Source organism: Altererythrobacter chaiwopuensis (assembly GCF_054957735.1).
On record NZ_JBTXJF010000001.1, the window covers coordinates 121,677 to 137,231 of the forward strand.

Genomic DNA, 15,555 nt, shown 5'->3' on the forward strand with positions numbered 1-15,555 from the left:
CGCAATGCTTTCCCCGCAGTGGCTTGACGAATTGCGCGCACGGGTGACGCTTTCCAGCGTCATCATGCGCACGACCAAGCTCCAGCGCGCGGGGCGCGAATGGAAGGCCTGCTGCCCGTTCCACAACGAAAAGTCGCCCAGCTTCACCGTCAATGACGAGAAGGGCTTCTATCACTGCTTCGGCTGCGGGGCGCATGGCGATGTGATCCGCTGGATGACCGACCAGCGCGGGTTGCAATTCATGGATGCAGTGAAAGAACTGGCGCAGCAGGCGGGAATGGAAGTGCCCCGCCCTGACCCGCGCGAGGCACAGCAAGCCGAAAAGCGCGCCACGCTGGTCGATGCGATGGACGCCGCGCAGGAATGGTTCGCTGCCAATCTGCACGGCCCCGATGGGGAGCGCGCGCGTGAATATCTGCGCACCCGCGGTTTCAGCCGCCGTATCGTCGAGCAATTCGGTTTTGGCTATGCGCCCGACAGCAAGGTTTCAATGAAGGGTGCGCTGTCGCAATTTGACGAGGCGATGCTGGTCGAAACCGGCCTGCTCATCAGCGTGGATGACAAGGCGCCTTACGACCGATTCCGCGACCGGCTGATGCTGCCGATCCATGACGCGCGCGGGCGGGTGATTGCGTTTGGTGGGCGCATTCTTGAAAACCGGGAAGGCGCGGCGAAATATCTCAATTCTCCCGACACGCCTTTGTTCGACAAGGGCCGCACTCTTTACAATTTGCACCGCGCCGGACCTGCAAGCCGCCAGACCAACCGCATCGTGGTGGTTGAAGGCTATATGGATGTGATCGCGCTCGCCAATGCCGGGATTGCCGATGTCGTTGCGCCGCTTGGTACCGCGCTCACTGAAACTCAACTCTCCATGCTGTGGCGCATGGCCGATGTCCCGGTGTTGTGCTTTGATGGCGATGCTGCGGGCCAGCGTGCGGCGATGCGCGCGATCGGCCGTGTGCTACCGATGCTGCAACCGGGCAAGAGCCTCTCAATAGTGCATCTCCCAAGCGGGCTGGACCCCGATGATCTGATCAGGCAGCAAGGCAAGCCTGCAATGGAGAAGCTGCTGGCAACCCCTGCCAGCCTGCTCGACACATTGTGGGCTTACGAACGCGATGCGCAGGAACTAAGCACGCCAGAAGACAAGGCTGGGTTGAAAGCACGATTGATCGTGCACGCAGACGCCATTCAGGATCCCGATATTCGCGCGCTTTACCGGCGCGAATTGTTGCAGCGCTTTTCCGACTTTGCCTTCCCCCCGCGTCCGCAGCGCCAATGGAGCGGCACGGCCAGACCCGGCTGGCAACAACCGGCGCCACGCCTGACGGGCGATGTAGCGGCCCGCCTGCGCAAGGCTTTGGCGGGCGGTGCGCGCAATGACCTTGCCCGCGCAGTACTTCACGGCCTGCTGCGCCATCCGGGCGAAATTTTGCGCCATACCGAGGCGCTGGGCCGCCTTGCTCGGCTCGAGCCGGAAATGCATGAAACTGTCGAAACTTTGCTGGAACTGTCAGAAACGCTTGATTCGCGAGCCGACATCGCCATATCAGCGGAGAAAGGCCTTCCTGCCCCACCGGATCAAAATCGATACGCTTTCCTGAGAGAAGGCACCAACCCGGTTGATGCGCGCGAGGAATTGGCTGAAGCTGTATCGCTGCTGGTCGAAAGGCCGGCCCTTTTTGTTGCGCTTGAAGCAGCAAGGGCCCGGTTTGATAATGACCCTGAAGGGGCTTTCGCTGAACAGACCCGATTGCGAGAACGGCTATCCGCTTTGAATGAACGCCTGAAAAACTTCGGGCGCAAGAAGGCCGCAGTCGCGGCAAACATGGAAATTTCTCGCGAACCGGCTGACGGGCCGGTCTCCGACATGAAAACGGACTGACACGGACCTATGGCGTCAAAAGCAAAGAGCGGTGGTGGCAACGGCAAGGACGATGATGCGCCGCTGATCGATCTCAACGAATCTTTGATCAAGAAACTCATCTCGAAGGCAAAGAAGAAGGGTTACGTCACTTATGACGAGCTCAACGAAGCGCTCCCTTCAGGCGAGATGAGTCCTGACCAGATCGAAGATGTCCAGACCGCACTGTCGGAAATGGGTGTGCAGATCGTCGAGAATGACGAGGAGGCCGACGTCGAGCAGGACGCCGAAGGCGATGAATTGGTCGTTGACGACGACACCGACGATGACGCCGACGAAGATAGCGGGAAAGCCGCCGGGAAAGTTCCTGCTGCATCTGCCAAGAAAACCGTGACAGGCGACCGCACCGATGATCCGGTGCGCATGTACCTGCGCGAAATGGGTGCAGTCGAACTGCTCAGCCGCGAAGGCGAAATTGCCATCGCCAAGCGCATCGAAGCTGGCCGCGACATGATGATCATGGGCCTGTGCGAGAGCCCGATTACTTTCCATGCCATTATCCAGTGGTCCGAAGCGCTCAATAATGAAGAAATGCAGCTGCGCGAGATTCTCGACCTCGACGCCATGCTTTCGAAAGAGCCTCCGCCTGACAAGTTGGCCGAAGGCGCCGAGGATGATGATGACGGCGAGATTTCCGAGGAAACCGCCGGCCCGACGATCCGCGACGATGACGACGACGTGGAAGAAGAAGATGAGGGCGAAGACGAAGACGGAGAAGAAGGTTCGTCCAAGAAGCGCGACGACGACGATGACGACGAAGAAGATAACACAATGTCGCTCGCGCAGATGGAGGCTGCACTCAAGCCTGAGGCGCTTGAGCGGTTTGAACGCATTACCAAACTGTTCAAGACCTTTGAGAAGCTGCAAGCCGAACGTGTCGATACGCTAGCTGCGGGCAAGGAATTCCCCAAGGCTAAGGAAAACCGCTACGAAAAGCTGGGTGAAGAGCTGACGGCCGAAGTGGAAAGCATGCAATTCCACGCGACCAAGATCGAATTTCTGGTCGACAATCTTTATGCCTTCAATCGTCGCCTCACCGCGCTGGGCGGACAAATGCTGCGCCTGGCCGAGCGTCACAAGGTCAAGCGGATGGATTTCCTCAAGGCCTATGTCGGCAACGAGCTTGACGAAGCCTGGCTTGCGAATAACGCGAAGAAGGACAAGAAGTGGGCTGCCTTTGCAGAGAAGGAAGCCGACGCGATCGAACGCATTCGTGCCGAGATCGCTGATATCGCCAGCCAAACCGGTATGTCGCTCCCCGAGCTTCGCCGGATCGTGAACATGGTGCAGAAGGGCGAACGCGAGGCACGTATTGCCAAGAAGGAAATGGTCGAGGCGAACCTGCGCCTGGTGATCTCGATCGCCAAGAAATACACCAATCGCGGCCTGCAATTCCTTGATCTTATTCAGGAAGGCAACATCGGGTTGATGAAGGCGGTCGACAAGTTCGAATACCGCCGCGGCTACAAGTTCAGCACTTACGCTACATGGTGGATCAGGCAGGCGATCACCCGATCCATCGCCGATCAGGCGCGCACCATCCGCATCCCCGTGCATATGATCGAGACGATCAACAAGCTGGTCCGCACAAGCCGTCAGTTCCTGCACGAGGAAGGCCGCGAGCCGACGCCGGAAGAAATGGCGGCCCGCCTTTCCATGCCGCTCGAGAAGGTGCGCAAGGTGATGAAGATCGCCAAGGAGCCGATCAGCCTCGAGACACCAATCGGTGACGAGGAAGATTCGCATCTGGGCGATTTCATCGAGGACAAGAACGCCATCATCCCAGTCGATGCTGCGATTCAGGCCAACCTCAAGGAAACGGTCACCCGCGTGCTCGCCAGCCTCACCCCGCGTGAGGAGCGCGTGCTGCGCATGCGCTTCGGCATCGGCATGAACACCGACCACACGCTGGAAGAAGTCGGCCAACAGTTCAGCGTGACCCGCGAACGTATCCGCCAGATCGAGGCCAAGGCGCTTAGGAAGCTGAAGCACCCAAGCCGTTCACGGAAGATGCGCAGTTTCCTGGATCAGTGACTTTTTGCCAATAGGTTGGTGATTTTCGGAACGGCTCGCTGGCAATCGGCGGGCCGCTTCCCTATGTGCACCCCATGCGTATTGCCATTGCCTCTGACCACGCCGCCACCGATCTTAAAGCCGAGCTAGCCGAATGGCTGATGGAGCTTGGCCACGAAGTGGCGGACCTTGGAACCCATTCGAACGACAGTGTCGATTACCCCGACTATGGCTACAAGCTGGCTGCGGTCCTCGCCGAAGGTACCGCCGAACGCGGTATCGGCCTGTGTGGTAGCGGGCTCGGGATCTCGATGAGCATCAACCGCAATCCCGCGGTGCGTTGCGCCATGGTTTCCGAGCCGCTTTCCGCCAAACTCGCGCGCGAGCACAATGATGCCAATTGCATTGCCTTGGGCGCGCGGCTGATCGGTATCGATATGGCAAAGGCTTGCATCACCACCTTCCTCGACACCGAATTTGCCGGCGGCCGCCACCAGCGCCGCGTCGACAAGCTTTCCAACCCGCCCTTTGACACTGATACGATCGAGCCCCTTCAATGAGCAGTACCGCGCCTACCGCGAATTCCGACATCATGCACCGCTTCTGGCATGACAGCCTGGCCGAGGCCGACCCTGAAGTCGCAGCTGCCGTAGCTAGCGAACTCAAGCGCCAGCAGGACAAGATCGAGCTGATCGCCAGCGAGAACATCGCGTCGAAGGCGGTTCTGGAAGCTGCTGGCAGCGTCTTCACCAACAAATATGCCGAGGGCTACCCCGGCAAGCGTTACTACGGCGGCTGTGACTATGCAGACGTGGTCGAGACGCTGGCGATCGAGCGCGCGAAGAAGCTGTTCGGCTGCAATTTCGCCAATGTGCAGCCCAATTCAGGCAGCCAGATGAACCAGGCGGTGTTCCTGGCGCTCCTGCAGCCCGGCGATACATTCATGGGACTGGACCTAAATTCGGGCGGCCATCTGACCCATGGATCGCCGGTCAATATGAGCGGCAAGTGGTTCAATCCCGTCGCCTATGGCGTACGCAAGGATGACGAACGCATCGACATGGACGATGTCATGGCAATCGCGAAGGAGCACAAGCCCAAGCTGATCATCGCTGGCGGCACCGCCTATTCGCGCATCTGGGACTGGGAAGCCTTCCGCAAGGTCGCGGATGCCGTCGGTGCCTGGCTGATGGTCGACATGAGCCATATTTCGGGGCTGGTAGCGGGCGGCGCGCACCCCTCACCCTTCCCGCACGCGCATGTCGTGACCACCACTACGCACAAGAGCCTGCGCGGCCCCCGCTCAGGCGTGATCCTGTGGGATGACGAACAACTGACCAAACCGCTGAACATGGCGGTATTCCCCGGCCTGCAGGGCGGCCCGTTGATGCATATTGTCGCGGCCAAGGCGGTGGCCTTCCAGGAGGCGCTACGCCCTGATTTCAGTGCCTATGCCCATGCCGTAGTCGAAAATGCCCGCGCACTTGCCGCAAGCCTTGAGGAAAACGGCCTGCGGATCGTCTCGGGCGGGACAGACAACCACTCGATGCTGGTTGACCTCACCGCCAAAGACGTGACCGGCAAGGACGCCGAAAAAGGTCTCGACCGCGCCTGGCTCACCTGCAACAAAAACGGCATCCCCTATGACACCCGCAGCCCCTTTGTGACCAGCGGCATCCGCCTGGGCACGCCTGCGGGCACAACGCGCGGCTTCGGCCCGGCGGAATTCCGCAAGATCGGCAAGCTGATCGCCGAAGTGGTTGATGGGCTTGCCAAGAACGGCCCGGAAGCCGATGCTCAAATAGAGGAGGCCGTGCGCGGCCGTGTGTCAGCCCTGTGCGCAGCCTTCCCCGTTTACCCGGAAGGATAACATCATGAGCGAGAATCAACCTGAAGACCGCGGCTTGCTTGGCGATGCGAAGGATGAAATCGTCGGCATGGCCAAGCAGGGCGTCAAGCACCCCTCGACCAAGCCGGTTTTGACCGGAGCGGCAATCGGTGCCGTAGCGGGCATTTTGCTGCCCGTGGTTAGCTGGCCTCTGGGCTTGGCAGCAGGAGCCGGCATTGCACTCTACTCACGTATCAAGAAATAAACATCTGAATGCGCTGTCCATTTTGTGCCCATGACGATAGTCAGGTAAAAGACAGCCGCCCGACGGAGGACAACGCCTCGATCCGGCGCCGGCGGCAGTGTTCGAGTTGCGGCGCTCGCTTCACCACTTTCGAACGCGTGCAATTGCGTGAAGTGACCGTTGTCAAAAGCGGGAACCGCCGCGAAGCCTTTGACCGCGGCAAACTTGAACAATCTGTTGCCCTGGCCTGCCGCAAGCGCGGGGTCGAACAGGAACGGATCGACCAACTTGTTTCGGGAATCCAGCGACAGGTAGAAACCACCGGCGATGCCGAAATACCCTCTGCCCGGATAGGCGAAATGGTGATGAACGGCCTCAGGCAGATCGACAGTGTCGCCTATATCCGCTTTGCCAGCGTCTATCGCGATTTCAGCGAGGCCAAGGACTTCAAGGAATTCGCCAGCACGGTGCAGGAAGCGGCGCAAGATGGGACAAGCTAACCAGCCTGCTATCGTCCTCGTCCGGCCACAGTTGGGAGAGAATATAGGCAAGGCGGCGCGCGCGATGCTCAATTTCGGCCTGACCGAGTTGCGCCTCGTGACTCCGCGCGATGGCTGGCCCAATCCTGATGCTGGCCCTGCGGCCGCCGGGGCAGATATCGTACTGGAACGAGCGAAGGTATTCGCGACCACCGCAGAGGCCGTGGCCGATTGCGCTCATGTCTATGCTACCACGGTGCGAAAGCGCGGAGTGACCAAGCCGGTTGTGGGGCCGGATGAGGCTGCACAAGCGATCCATGAAGCGTCGGGCAAGAGCGCGATCCTGTTCGGGCCCGAGCGTTCGGGGCTGGAGACCGAAGACGTCGCGCTCGCGCGCAGCGTACTCACGGTGCCCATCAATCCTGAATTCGGTTCTCTCAATCTGGCGCAGGCGGTGATCCTGTGCGCCTATGAATGGTCAAAACAAACCGGGTTGGTTCAGCCAACGGCAGATGAGGCAAACTTGCCTCCTGCCCCGCAGGAGCAGCTTGATGCGCTCATAGCCCATCTCGAATCCATGCTTGAGCCAAAAGGTTATTTCCTGCCCGATGCGCGGGCGGACGCAACCCGGCGCACGCTACGTACCGTGCTTACCAAGCCAGGCTGGAATCACCTGGAAATCAGGACACTGCGCGGCGTGCTGTCATCGCTGCAGCGCCCGCCGCGCTGCTAGATCCTAGTCGCGTCCCAGATTTCCAGTTCATAGGCGATCGAAGTTTCGACCAGAAGATCCCAGATTTCCGCGATTTTCCTGTCTGGTAATCCGCGCGCCCGTGCATCCGCTGCGGCAGCGGCGATCACCGCAGCCTTGCGAACTTCGTCGCGCACACTCTCGCGAGTTGGTTTGATGCGTGCAGCAGCGCGCATATAGCCGAACCGGCGGGCGAGCAGCGCCATCAGCTCGCGGTCGGTTGCGTCCACGCCGGCACGCACTTGTTCCATCGTGGTGCATTCGTCAGGCAAAGTAATCGTCACACTCATGCCGCGTCCTCTGGCTGGTCGATGGACATTTGTCGAGGGGGCTGGTGCATACACCTTCCCTTGCTCCCCACTTGACCTTGGGCATAATCCTGCTAGACGCGCGCCTTCGCGAATTGGCCCTGCACCCCGGTGAAGCAGTGGCCGCGCCTGGTGAACGGCCAGACGGTGCGATGCCGGGTTGAATGGTCGCCATGTGGGGCGATCCAGCTGATTGAAGGATACGACTTATGTCGAAGCGCAAAAGCGCCAAGTACAAGCTCGACCGCCGGATGGGTGAAAACATCTGGGGCCGCCCGAATTCCCCGGTCAACAAGCGTTCTTATGGCCCCGGCCAGCACGGCCAGCGCCGCAAGGGCAAGGTCAGCGACTTTGGCCTGCAACTGCGCGCCAAGCAGAAGCTCAAGGGCTATTACGGTGACGTGACCGAAAAGCAGTTCAAGCGCACCTATCAGGAAGCGTCGCGCATGAAGGGCGACACCAGCCAGAACCTGATCGGTCTGCTCGAACAGCGGCTCGACATGGTGGTCTATCGCGCAAAGTTTGCGCCCACGATTTTCTCGGCACGCCAGGTCGTTTCCCACGGCCACATCTATGTCAACGGCGTGAAGTGCAACATCGCAAGCCGCCGCATTGTGGTCGGCGATGTCATCAGCCTGGGCAGCAAGGCCAAGGAAATGGCGCTTGTGATCGAGGCGCAGAGCCTCCCCGAACGTGACATTCCCGACTACGTCTCGCCCGACGGCAACGACAAGGTGACCTTCACCCGCGTGCCCAAGCTGGACGAAGTGCCTTACCCCGTGACCATGGAACCGAACCTGGTGGTCGAGTTCTATTCGCGCTAAGATCTGACGATATCGTCACGCAAGAGGGCGGTCCTGCGGGGCCGCCCTTTTCGTTTCCGGGGTGCGCTGGTCGCCGTTGATTCTGATGACCGAAATTGGGTGGTTGGCGGACGCTCAGTTGCGGTTGCTGCGCCAGTCACGGAGATACGCTGACAATGACTTGCCAACATGAAATAAGGCGAACCCGGTGACCGCGACCGCCCAAGTTGCGGCCACTATCGCCCAGCCGTGCCAAATCCAACCCCGCGCATAGCCAACCAAGTCTGAAATCATAAGCGGAATCGTCGGAGCGGTGGCAACAACAAGCCAGATCGCTTTCGCTCGCTCTAACTTGCGCAGGGCTTTGAAATCGCCCTGAGTCAATCCTTCGTGATTCAACTTCTGCCACCTGCGAAGGAGAAGGCGTGTTGCGCGTTTCATCTCGCGATTATAGGTGCGGCGCGAATGTCCGCAATGTCGTCGTAAGCGGAAACCAGAAACCCAAGCCTAGCAGCCAAGGTAATCGCGCCGAAAATTTGCGGCGAAAGCCGCAAACAGCCCCTCCCCGATCGCATCGCGCATCGCTTGCATAAGCTGCTGGTAGAAGGACAGATTATGTTCGGTTAGCAGCATCGCGCCGAGGATCTCCCCTGATTTAACCAGATGATGCAGGTAGGCGCGCGAATAGGTGGCGCAGGTGGCGCAGGTGCAGCGCTCACACAGCGGGCCGGTATCCTCCGCGTGGCGGGCATTCCTGAGGTTAAGCGGGCCGTTCCAGGTGAAGGCCTGCCCGTTGCGGCCTGAGCGTGTCGGCAGAACGCAATCGAACATATCGATCCCGCGCTCGACCGCCCCGACCAGATCATCTGGCTTGCCCACCCCCATCAGGTAGCGCGGCTTGTCCTGCGGCAACATGTCAGGTGCGAAATCGAGCGTGGCAAACATCGCCTCTTGCCCCTCGCCCACCGCCAGCCCGCCCACGGCATAGCCGTCAAAGCCGATCTCGGTGAGCTTGTCGGCACTGGTACGGCGCAGGTCTTCGTGAAGCGCGCCCTGCTGGATACCGAACAGCGCGGCGCGACTGGCGTGATCTTCGCCGCTGTCAAACCCATCGCGGCTGCGCCTGGCCCAGCGCATCGACAGCTCCATGCTGCGCGCAATCACCTCTCGCGGCTGGTCAGCTCGCGGGCATTCGTCGAACGCCATCACGATATCAGAGCCTAGCAAGCGCTGTATTTCCATGCTGCGTTCGGGCGTGAGCATGTGTTTGGAGCCATCGATATGGCTGCGGAACTCGACGCCCTGCTCGGTCAGCTTGCGCAGCTCCGAAAGGCTCATCACCTGGTAGCCGCCGCTGTCGGTCAGGATAGGACGCGGCCAGTTCATGAAGCTGTGCAATCCGCCCAGCTTTGCGACCCGTTCCGCACCCGGGCGCAGCATCAGGTGGTAGGTATTACCCAGGATGATGTCCGCGCCCGTCGCCCGCACGCTTTCGGGCTTCATCGCCTTGACCGTTGCCGCAGTTCCCACCGGCATGAAGGCGGGTGTGCGGATTTCTCCCCGCAGCATCGATATGCTGCCGGTGCGCGCCTTGCCGTCGGTGGCGTGGATGGTGAAGTTGAAGCGCTGTGCCATTGCGCCGCGCGCCTAGCGTCTCACGCTCTCAGGCGCCAGCCCGTCTTGAAGATAAACGCGATGATCGCGGTGCAGAAGGCCAGAAAGCCGAGCGTTATGGCAAGCGACACGCCGAAATCGACATCGGCGCTGCCATAAAACGTCCAGCGCAACCCGCTGACGAGATAGACGATGGGATTGAACAGCGCGATCGTGTCCCATGGTTTGGGCAGCATATCGATCGAATAAAAGGTGCCGCCAAGAAAGGTGAGCGGGGTGAGGAAAAGCATCGGAATGATGCCGAGCTTTTCGAAATTATCCGCCCAGATGCCCAGGATGAAACCGAAGAGGCTGAACGCAGCGGCCACCAGCACGACGTAAATGACCGCCAGAAATGGATGCGCGATCGAATAATCGACGAACAGGTGCGCGGTTGCGAGGATGATGCTGGCCAGGATCAGGCTTTTCACCGCCGCGGCCCCGACAAATCCGATGAGCGTCTCAGCCACGCCGACAGGCGCGGAGAGCAGTTCATAGATCGTGCCGGTAAAGCGCGGCATATAAATGCCGAAGCTGGCGTTGGAGGTGGTTTCACCAAGAAGCGTAAGCATCAGCAGGCCGGGGATAATGAAGGCGCCATATTCAACCCCGCCCAGATCAGGCATGCGGTTGCCGATCGCGGCGCCAAAGACGATGAAATAGAGCGAGGTGGTGAGCACGGGCGCCAGTACTGACTGGAATCCCGTCCGCAGAAAGCGCAGCAGTTCGCGGGTGAAAATCGACCAGGCACCGCGGAAATTGAACGGCATCAGGCGGCCTCCACTTCATTGACAAGTGAGACGAATATGTCCTCGAGGCTGCTTTCACGCTGGTCGATGCCCGTAAAATCGATCCCTTCAGCGCTCAGCGCCTTGACCAGTTCAGCCACTTCTGCCTTGCCCCTGCCAGTGCCGTCACCACCCCGATAGCGAAGGGCCGCACCCTCGTCCTCAAGTTCGACCGGAAAGCGTGCAATCGCAGCGGGCAATGCTGCAAGCGGCGCAGCCAGCGTGATATGCGCTTCTGTTCGCCCAAGCCGCTTCATCATCGCATCCTTTTCATCCACCATCAGCAAGCGCCCATGGTTGATGATGCCCACTCGGTCAGCCATCTCTTCGGCTTCTTCAATATAGTGCGTGGTAAGGATCACGGTCACGCCGCGCTGACGCATCTCCGCGATCAACCGCCACATGCTCTTGCGCAGTTCAACATCGACGCCGGCTGTAGGCTCGTCGAGGAACAGCAGGTCGGGTTCATGGGCCAGCGCCTTGGCGATCAGTACACGGCGCTTCATTCCGCCCGATAACGTCATGATGCGTTCGTTGCGCTTTTCCCACAGGCTCAAGGATCGCAGGATTTCCTCGATTCGCCCGGCATCGGGTGGACAGCCGAACAGGCCGCGCGAATAGGACACCGCGCGGATCACCGGTTCGAACATGTCGGTGGAAAGCTCTTGTGGCACCAGCCCGATGCGGCGCCGTGCGGCGCGCCAGTGGTTCGCCATATCCTGCCCGAATGCCTCGATGCGGCCGGCGCTGGGCCGCACCAGACCGCACACCGCACCGATCAGGGTTGTCTTGCCCGCTCCATTGGGCCCCAGCAGCGCGAATATCTCGCCGCTGCGAATTTCAAGGTCGACCGAGTCGAGTGCCTTAAGGCCACCGGGGTAAGTCTTGCTCAGGCCTTTGAGTTCGAGAATCGCATCCATACACCTCAGCTAGCGGCAATCCAGTTGCCGTGGAACCCCGGCGGAATGAGATGGGGGATTGCGACCGAGGCAACCGGTTCCAGCGTTATGGCGTCAAGGATTTCCAGGGCGCTGGTGCGGGCATTGCGGTCGATCACGTAGCCCATAACCCACCCATCGCCTTCGGGGGCATTCTCATCGCGCGGGACGAAGACGAATTCGCCCGGAATGCGGCCCTCGCCGAAATCGTGTGCAATCCGCTCGCCCGTTGCGTGGTCGTGGCGGTAGAGCGGCATCGGCGCAACGAATTCGAGGTCGCCGTCTTCCGGAAGGCCCATCGACCAGAGATAGCGATAGCCCTTGGTGAAATAGCGCTCGTCGGGGCGCGGGAATTCCTGGCCGGTCGGATCGAGCGTTTCGCGCGTCACCCTTCCCGCCGCCGGATCGACCGTCCACCGCTCCAGCCCGAGCGGGCGCCCGTAAGGCCCCGGCATATCACCGTCAAAGATCGTCTCGTATGGGCACAGGTCAATCACCACGCGGCCTGCGTCATCCTCGAAGCTGTTGCCGACATGGAAAACGTAGCACGGATCGACTTCGCACCAGATCGGCTCGCCGCCCTGGCGCGGAACCAGGCCGACACGTGCCTTGTGGTCCGCATTCCACCGGTATGGAAACTGGTATCCGTTGATCATCGCCTTCATCGAGAAGGTTACCGGCAGGTCCAGCACCACGGCATAGTTTGCGGTCAGCGCGCAGTCATGGATCGACGGGCCGTTCACGACAGTGATCGGGGTCTCGCGCAAAACATTGCCCGCCTGGTCGATCACCACGTGGCGGATTGTGTCATGGATCATTCCGTCATAGCAAATCGCATGGAATTCGCCGGTGTCGGGGCACTGGTGCGGGTGGGCTGTGAAGCTGCCAGTCAGGCCGCCACCGAAGTCGGAATAGGCGACCGATTCCAGATTGTCGTCAAGTTCGACCGGATAAGACCCGGCCTCGACCAGAGCCATGATCGTGCCGCCCACACCCAACACATTGGTATTGACGTTGTCCCGCTGACCACGGCGCGGCCCGGGCACGGCTGCCGGACCGCCCTTGCCCGCCAGCTCGTTCGAACGGATGTAGCGATTGCGATACCATTCAGCCTTCCCAGCGCGCAGCCGCACACCGTGGACCATACCATCGCCCAGGAACCAGTGGTGCCCCTTGCCGGGATCGCGGAACGGGTTTGGCCCGATCCGGACATAGCGGCCATCCAGCTCAACCGGAATCGCGCCGGTGACGGCGAGGTTTTCCACGGTATGCTCGTCATGGAGTGGCTCGTGGATGCCGTTGACGAACGGATTACGGTCGGCACCATCAAGCCGGGTGCGGTTCATTCCCGCCACCGCCATGATGGCCGGGGTCACCGCCTTGCGAATGGTTCTTTCGATCACGCTTGCCATTGCCGACTCGCCTCCCTTATAAAGTAAACACTGTCAACATAGAGGTAATGCTAACAGTGTCAACATCCGCCGAAGCCTATCATCACGGTGCCTTGCGTGACGCCCTGGTCGAAGCGGGGCTGGCCGCGCTGGAGGGAGCGGATGGAGTGGAGATATCGCTCCGCGCACTGGCCCGTTCGGTCGGCGTTTCACCCACCGCAGTCTATCGCCACTTCCCCGACAAGCGCGCCCTGCTCGCCGCGCTGGCCACTGAAGGGCTCAACCGCCTGGGCGATGCGCAGGCGCGGGCGGCCGCCAACGCCGGGGGCGGAGCAGCCGGCTTCAGCGCCTCCGGGCGGACCTATGTGCGCTTTGCACTCGCGCATCCCGCGCTATTCCGGTTGATGTTCTCGCAAGGCAATCCGGAGGATTTCGCCAATCGCACCGAAGACCGCGCGCGCGACCTGTTGGCACGAATGAGCCGGGATCTGGCCAGCGAACCGGAGGAGGCGGAGCGGATCGCGATGCGTGCCTGGGCGATTGCCCACGGCATTGCCATGCTGATGCTGGACGGACGCTTTCCGGCCGACGATGACCTGGTCGATCAACTGCTCGACGCCCAAGTGCTGTTCGTGCGTCAACCCTGACCGGGCAGAAGCATGCACGAATCGCCGTAGGAATAGAACCGATACCGCTCGGCAATCGCGTGGGAATATGCATCGATCATCCGCTCGCGCCCCATCAACGCGCTGACCAGCATGAACAGCGTTGATCGCGGCAGATGGAAGTTGGTCATCAGCCCGTCAACTGCCTTGAAGTGATAGCCGGGGGTGATGAAGATCGAGGTGTCCCCCATGAAAGGTGCGATAGTGCCATCGTCCAGCGCCGCACTCTCAAGCAGGCGAAGCGAAGTCGTCCCAACCGGAATGATCCGCCCGCCCGCTGCCCGCGCGCTATTCAGCCGTTCGGCAACTTCGGGAGTGATCCTGCCCCACTCGGCATGCATCTGATGATCATCAGTATCGTCTGCCTTGACCGGAAGGAAGGTGCCGGCGCCGACGTGCAGAGTAAGCATTTCGTGCCCGATACCCGCCAAATTCAGCGCTTCGACCAGACGCGGCGTAAAATGGAGCGAGGCGGTTGGCGCGGCGACTGCTCCATCCTCCTGCGCAAACATGGTCTGATAATCTGCACGATCCTGCGCATCGACACCGCGCTTGCCCGCGATATAGGGGGGCAAAGGCATGGTGCCCGCACGATCGAGCAGCACTTCGACTGGCTCGTCTCCTTCGAAGTGCAGCGTGAAACTGCCATCCTGATGCCGCGCTTCGGCAATCGCAGTTACACCGCCCCCAAAAATGATCTGGTCGCCCGGCTTGAGGCGTTTCGCATTGCGTATGAAGGCGATCCAGCGCCGCAAATCCGCTCGCTTGTGCAGCGTCGCACCAATCCTGGCATCGCCGCCTGCACGCCGTCCTTCAAGCTGCGCCGGAATGACTCGCGTGTCATTGAAAACCAGCACGTCACCCGGATTGAGCAGGGCCGGCAAGTCCCGCACGCCGCGATCCTCGAACGGCCCGTCGGCCCGCACCACCAGCATGCGCGCCGCATCGCGCGGACGCACCGGGCGAAGCGCAATCAACTCTTGCGGAAGGTCGAAGTCAAACAGGTCAACGCGCATCGGCGGGGCTTAGGGGCGCAGCCTGCAAATGCAAAGCCCGGCTACCCTTTCACTGTGGCAATCAGTTCAGCGGCGCGCTCAACATATCGGCGGTGATCTCGCTGTCCTGCACTTTCGGCTGCACGGGCGCCGGCGGCGCCTTGCCATCTGCGGCAATTGAGGCCTGCACGATGCGGGTGGGATTGGCCGGAGGTTCGCCGCGCACAATCGCGTCAACACCCGCCATGTTGCCGATCACCCGGCCAAAATTCGTGTACCGTTTATCGAGGCTGAAGCGCGGGTAAAAGACGATGAAAAACTGGCTGTTGGCGCTATTGTCATCATTCGCGCGCGCCATCGACACCGTGCCACGGATATGCGGCATCGGATTGAATTCCGCCTCAAGGTCCGGCAGCTCTGATCCACCTTGTCCGGTCCCGGTGGGATCACCGCCTTGCGCCATGAACCCGTCGATCACGCGGTGAAAAATCACCCCGTCATAAAAGCCCTGACGGGTCAATGTCTTGATCCGCTCGATGTGGTTGGGCGCCCAACTCGGCATCAACCTGATCGCCACACGCTCTCCATTGGACAGGTCAAGCAACCAGATATTCTCCGGATCTTCTGCCAGGTCATAGCTAATCGAGCCATAGTTACGCGGAGCTTCACCCGTTCCGTCTTGCGCACCAAGCGCAGCGGGAGCGGCGAGCAAGCTGAACGAAGCGACAGCAGCGAGTATTTTCTTCAACATGGGTGACGTCACGAAGGCCTG

Annotated in this window: 17 protein-coding genes; 9 read left to right on the forward strand and 8 right to left on the reverse strand. The window is 60.7% G+C overall.

Annotated elements, in window-relative coordinates:
• The first annotated feature begins 4 nt into the window (after positions 1-4).
• The 7 genes from dnaG (at position 5) to ACX3VQ_RS00605 (ending at position 7,224) form a co-directional block, all read left to right on the forward strand.
• Positions 5-1,888: a DNA primase gene (gene dnaG, locus ACX3VQ_RS00575; protein ID WP_462579024.1), complete on the forward strand. Its 1,884-nt coding sequence runs from the start codon at positions 5-7 to the stop codon at positions 1,886-1,888.
• A 9-nt stretch (positions 1,889-1,897) separates the two neighbouring features.
• Positions 1,898-3,961 (forward strand): RNA polymerase sigma factor RpoD, encoded by a 2,064-nt coding sequence (rpoD, locus tag ACX3VQ_RS00580; RefSeq protein ID WP_462579026.1) that lies wholly within the window; start codon positions 1,898-1,900, stop codon positions 3,959-3,961.
• A gap of 74 nt (positions 3,962-4,035) precedes the next feature.
• Entirely contained in the window at positions 4,036-4,500 is a 465-nt protein-coding gene (gene rpiB, locus ACX3VQ_RS00585; RefSeq protein WP_462579027.1) for a ribose 5-phosphate isomerase B, read from the forward strand.
• Positions 4,497-5,810: a serine hydroxymethyltransferase gene (glyA, locus tag ACX3VQ_RS00590; RefSeq protein ID WP_462579028.1), complete on the forward strand. Its 1,314-nt coding sequence runs from the start codon at positions 4,497-4,499 to the stop codon at positions 5,808-5,810. The genes rpiB and glyA overlap by 4 nt, the downstream gene beginning before the upstream one ends.
• Before the next feature lie 4 nt (positions 5,811-5,814).
• Positions 5,815-6,033, forward strand: a complete 219-nt coding sequence (locus tag ACX3VQ_RS00595) for a hypothetical protein (protein WP_462572112.1) — start codon at positions 5,815-5,817, stop codon at positions 6,031-6,033.
• Between the two features lie 8 nt (positions 6,034-6,041).
• Positions 6,042-6,512, forward strand: coding sequence for a transcriptional regulator NrdR (gene nrdR, locus ACX3VQ_RS00600; RefSeq protein WP_462572111.1), 471 nt, complete (start codon positions 6,042-6,044; stop codon positions 6,510-6,512).
• Entirely contained in the window at positions 6,499-7,224 is a 726-nt protein-coding gene (locus tag ACX3VQ_RS00605) for an RNA methyltransferase (RefSeq protein WP_462579030.1), read from the forward strand. The genes nrdR and ACX3VQ_RS00605 overlap by 14 nt, the downstream gene beginning before the upstream one ends.
• Here ACX3VQ_RS00605 and ACX3VQ_RS00610 read toward each other — a convergent pair.
• Positions 7,221-7,532 carry a chorismate mutase gene (locus ACX3VQ_RS00610; protein ID WP_462579032.1) on the reverse strand — a complete coding sequence of 104 codons (312 nt, stop codon included), beginning with the start codon at positions 7,530-7,532 and terminating at the stop codon, positions 7,221-7,223. The genes ACX3VQ_RS00605 and ACX3VQ_RS00610 overlap by 4 nt on opposite strands.
• A gap of 227 nt (positions 7,533-7,759) precedes the next feature.
• Here ACX3VQ_RS00610 and rpsD point away from each other — a divergent pair, with 227 nt between their 5' ends.
• On the forward strand, positions 7,760-8,374 hold the full coding sequence (gene rpsD, locus ACX3VQ_RS00615) for a 30S ribosomal protein S4 (RefSeq protein ID WP_462572108.1): 615 nt from the start codon (positions 7,760-7,762) through the stop codon (positions 8,372-8,374).
• Positions 8,375-8,488: 114 nt separating this feature from the next.
• On the opposite strand, the gene ACX3VQ_RS00620 is transcribed toward rpsD, so the two are convergent.
• The 5 genes from ACX3VQ_RS00620 to ACX3VQ_RS00640 form a co-directional block, all read right to left on the reverse strand.
• Positions 8,489-8,752, reverse strand: a complete 264-nt coding sequence (locus tag ACX3VQ_RS00620) for a hypothetical protein (RefSeq protein WP_462579033.1) — start codon at positions 8,750-8,752, stop codon at positions 8,489-8,491.
• 108 nt (positions 8,753-8,860) lie between these two features.
• Positions 8,861-9,988, reverse strand: a complete 1,128-nt coding sequence (gene tgt, locus ACX3VQ_RS00625) for a tRNA guanosine(34) transglycosylase Tgt (protein WP_462579034.1) — start codon at positions 9,986-9,988, stop codon at positions 8,861-8,863.
• Positions 9,989-10,008: 20 nt separating this feature from the next.
• Complete coding sequence (locus ACX3VQ_RS00630) at positions 10,009-10,776, reverse strand: ABC transporter permease (protein ID WP_462579035.1); 768 nt, start codon at positions 10,774-10,776, stop codon at positions 10,009-10,011.
• Positions 10,776-11,714 (reverse strand): ABC transporter ATP-binding protein, encoded by a 939-nt coding sequence (locus ACX3VQ_RS00635; RefSeq protein WP_462579036.1) that lies wholly within the window; start codon positions 11,712-11,714, stop codon positions 10,776-10,778. Before ACX3VQ_RS00635 ends, ACX3VQ_RS00630 begins: the two co-directional genes overlap by 1 nt.
• A gap of 5 nt (positions 11,715-11,719) precedes the next feature.
• Entirely contained in the window at positions 11,720-13,144 is a 1,425-nt protein-coding gene (locus tag ACX3VQ_RS00640; RefSeq protein WP_462579037.1) for an 8'-apo-carotenoid 13,14-cleaving dioxygenase, read from the reverse strand.
• Between the two features lie 47 nt (positions 13,145-13,191).
• Here ACX3VQ_RS00640 and ACX3VQ_RS00645 point away from each other — a divergent pair, with 47 nt between their 5' ends.
• Positions 13,192-13,770: a TetR/AcrR family transcriptional regulator gene (locus ACX3VQ_RS00645; protein ID WP_462579038.1), complete on the forward strand. Its 579-nt coding sequence runs from the start codon at positions 13,192-13,194 to the stop codon at positions 13,768-13,770.
• Here the strand turns inward: ACX3VQ_RS00645 and queA are convergent.
• Together queA and ACX3VQ_RS00655 are read right to left on the reverse strand one after the other, a co-directional pair.
• Complete coding sequence (gene queA / locus ACX3VQ_RS00650; RefSeq protein ID WP_462579039.1) at positions 13,761-14,804, reverse strand: tRNA preQ1(34) S-adenosylmethionine ribosyltransferase-isomerase QueA; 1,044 nt, start codon at positions 14,802-14,804, stop codon at positions 13,761-13,763. The genes ACX3VQ_RS00645 and queA overlap by 10 nt on opposite strands.
• 61 nt (positions 14,805-14,865) lie before the next feature.
• Complete coding sequence (locus tag ACX3VQ_RS00655; protein ID WP_462579040.1) at positions 14,866-15,534, reverse strand: peptidylprolyl isomerase; 669 nt, start codon at positions 15,532-15,534, stop codon at positions 14,866-14,868.
• Positions 15,535-15,555: the final 21 nt, after the last annotated feature.

Coding starts and splice junctions, on each gene's coding strand:
- ACX3VQ_RS00635 (WP_462579036.1), bottom strand. CDS start 11,714: ATGGATGCGATTCTCGAACTCAAAGGCCTGAGCAAGACTTACCCCGGT.
- ACX3VQ_RS00605 (WP_462579030.1), top strand. CDS start 6,499: ATGGGACAAGCTAACCAGCCTGCTATCGTCCTCGTCCGGCCACAGTTG.
- ACX3VQ_RS00595 (WP_462572112.1), top strand. CDS start 5,815: ATGAGCGAGAATCAACCTGAAGACCGCGGCTTGCTTGGCGATGCGAAG.
- ACX3VQ_RS00610 (WP_462579032.1), bottom strand. CDS start 7,532: ATGAGTGTGACGATTACTTTGCCTGACGAATGCACCACGATGGAACAA.
- rpiB (WP_462579027.1), top strand. CDS start 4,036: ATGCGTATTGCCATTGCCTCTGACCACGCCGCCACCGATCTTAAAGCC.
- ACX3VQ_RS00630 (WP_462579035.1), bottom strand. CDS start 10,776: ATGCCGTTCAATTTCCGCGGTGCCTGGTCGATTTTCACCCGCGAACTG.
- queA (WP_462579039.1), bottom strand. CDS start 14,804: ATGCGCGTTGACCTGTTTGACTTCGACCTTCCGCAAGAGTTGATTGCG.
- glyA (WP_462579028.1), top strand. CDS start 4,497: ATGAGCAGTACCGCGCCTACCGCGAATTCCGACATCATGCACCGCTTC.
- ACX3VQ_RS00645 (WP_462579038.1), top strand. CDS start 13,192: ATGCTAACAGTGTCAACATCCGCCGAAGCCTATCATCACGGTGCCTTG.
- tgt (WP_462579034.1), bottom strand. CDS start 9,988: ATGGCACAGCGCTTCAACTTCACCATCCACGCCACCGACGGCAAGGCG.
- rpoD (WP_462579026.1), top strand. CDS start 1,898: ATGGCGTCAAAAGCAAAGAGCGGTGGTGGCAACGGCAAGGACGATGAT.
- ACX3VQ_RS00655 (WP_462579040.1), bottom strand. CDS start 15,534: ATGTTGAAGAAAATACTCGCTGCTGTCGCTTCGTTCAGCTTGCTCGCC.
- dnaG (WP_462579024.1), top strand. CDS start 5: ATGCTTTCCCCGCAGTGGCTTGACGAATTGCGCGCACGGGTGACGCTT.
- ACX3VQ_RS00640 (WP_462579037.1), bottom strand. CDS start 13,144: ATGGCAAGCGTGATCGAAAGAACCATTCGCAAGGCGGTGACCCCGGCC.
- nrdR (WP_462572111.1), top strand. CDS start 6,042: ATGCGCTGTCCATTTTGTGCCCATGACGATAGTCAGGTAAAAGACAGC.
- rpsD (WP_462572108.1), top strand. CDS start 7,760: ATGTCGAAGCGCAAAAGCGCCAAGTACAAGCTCGACCGCCGGATGGGT.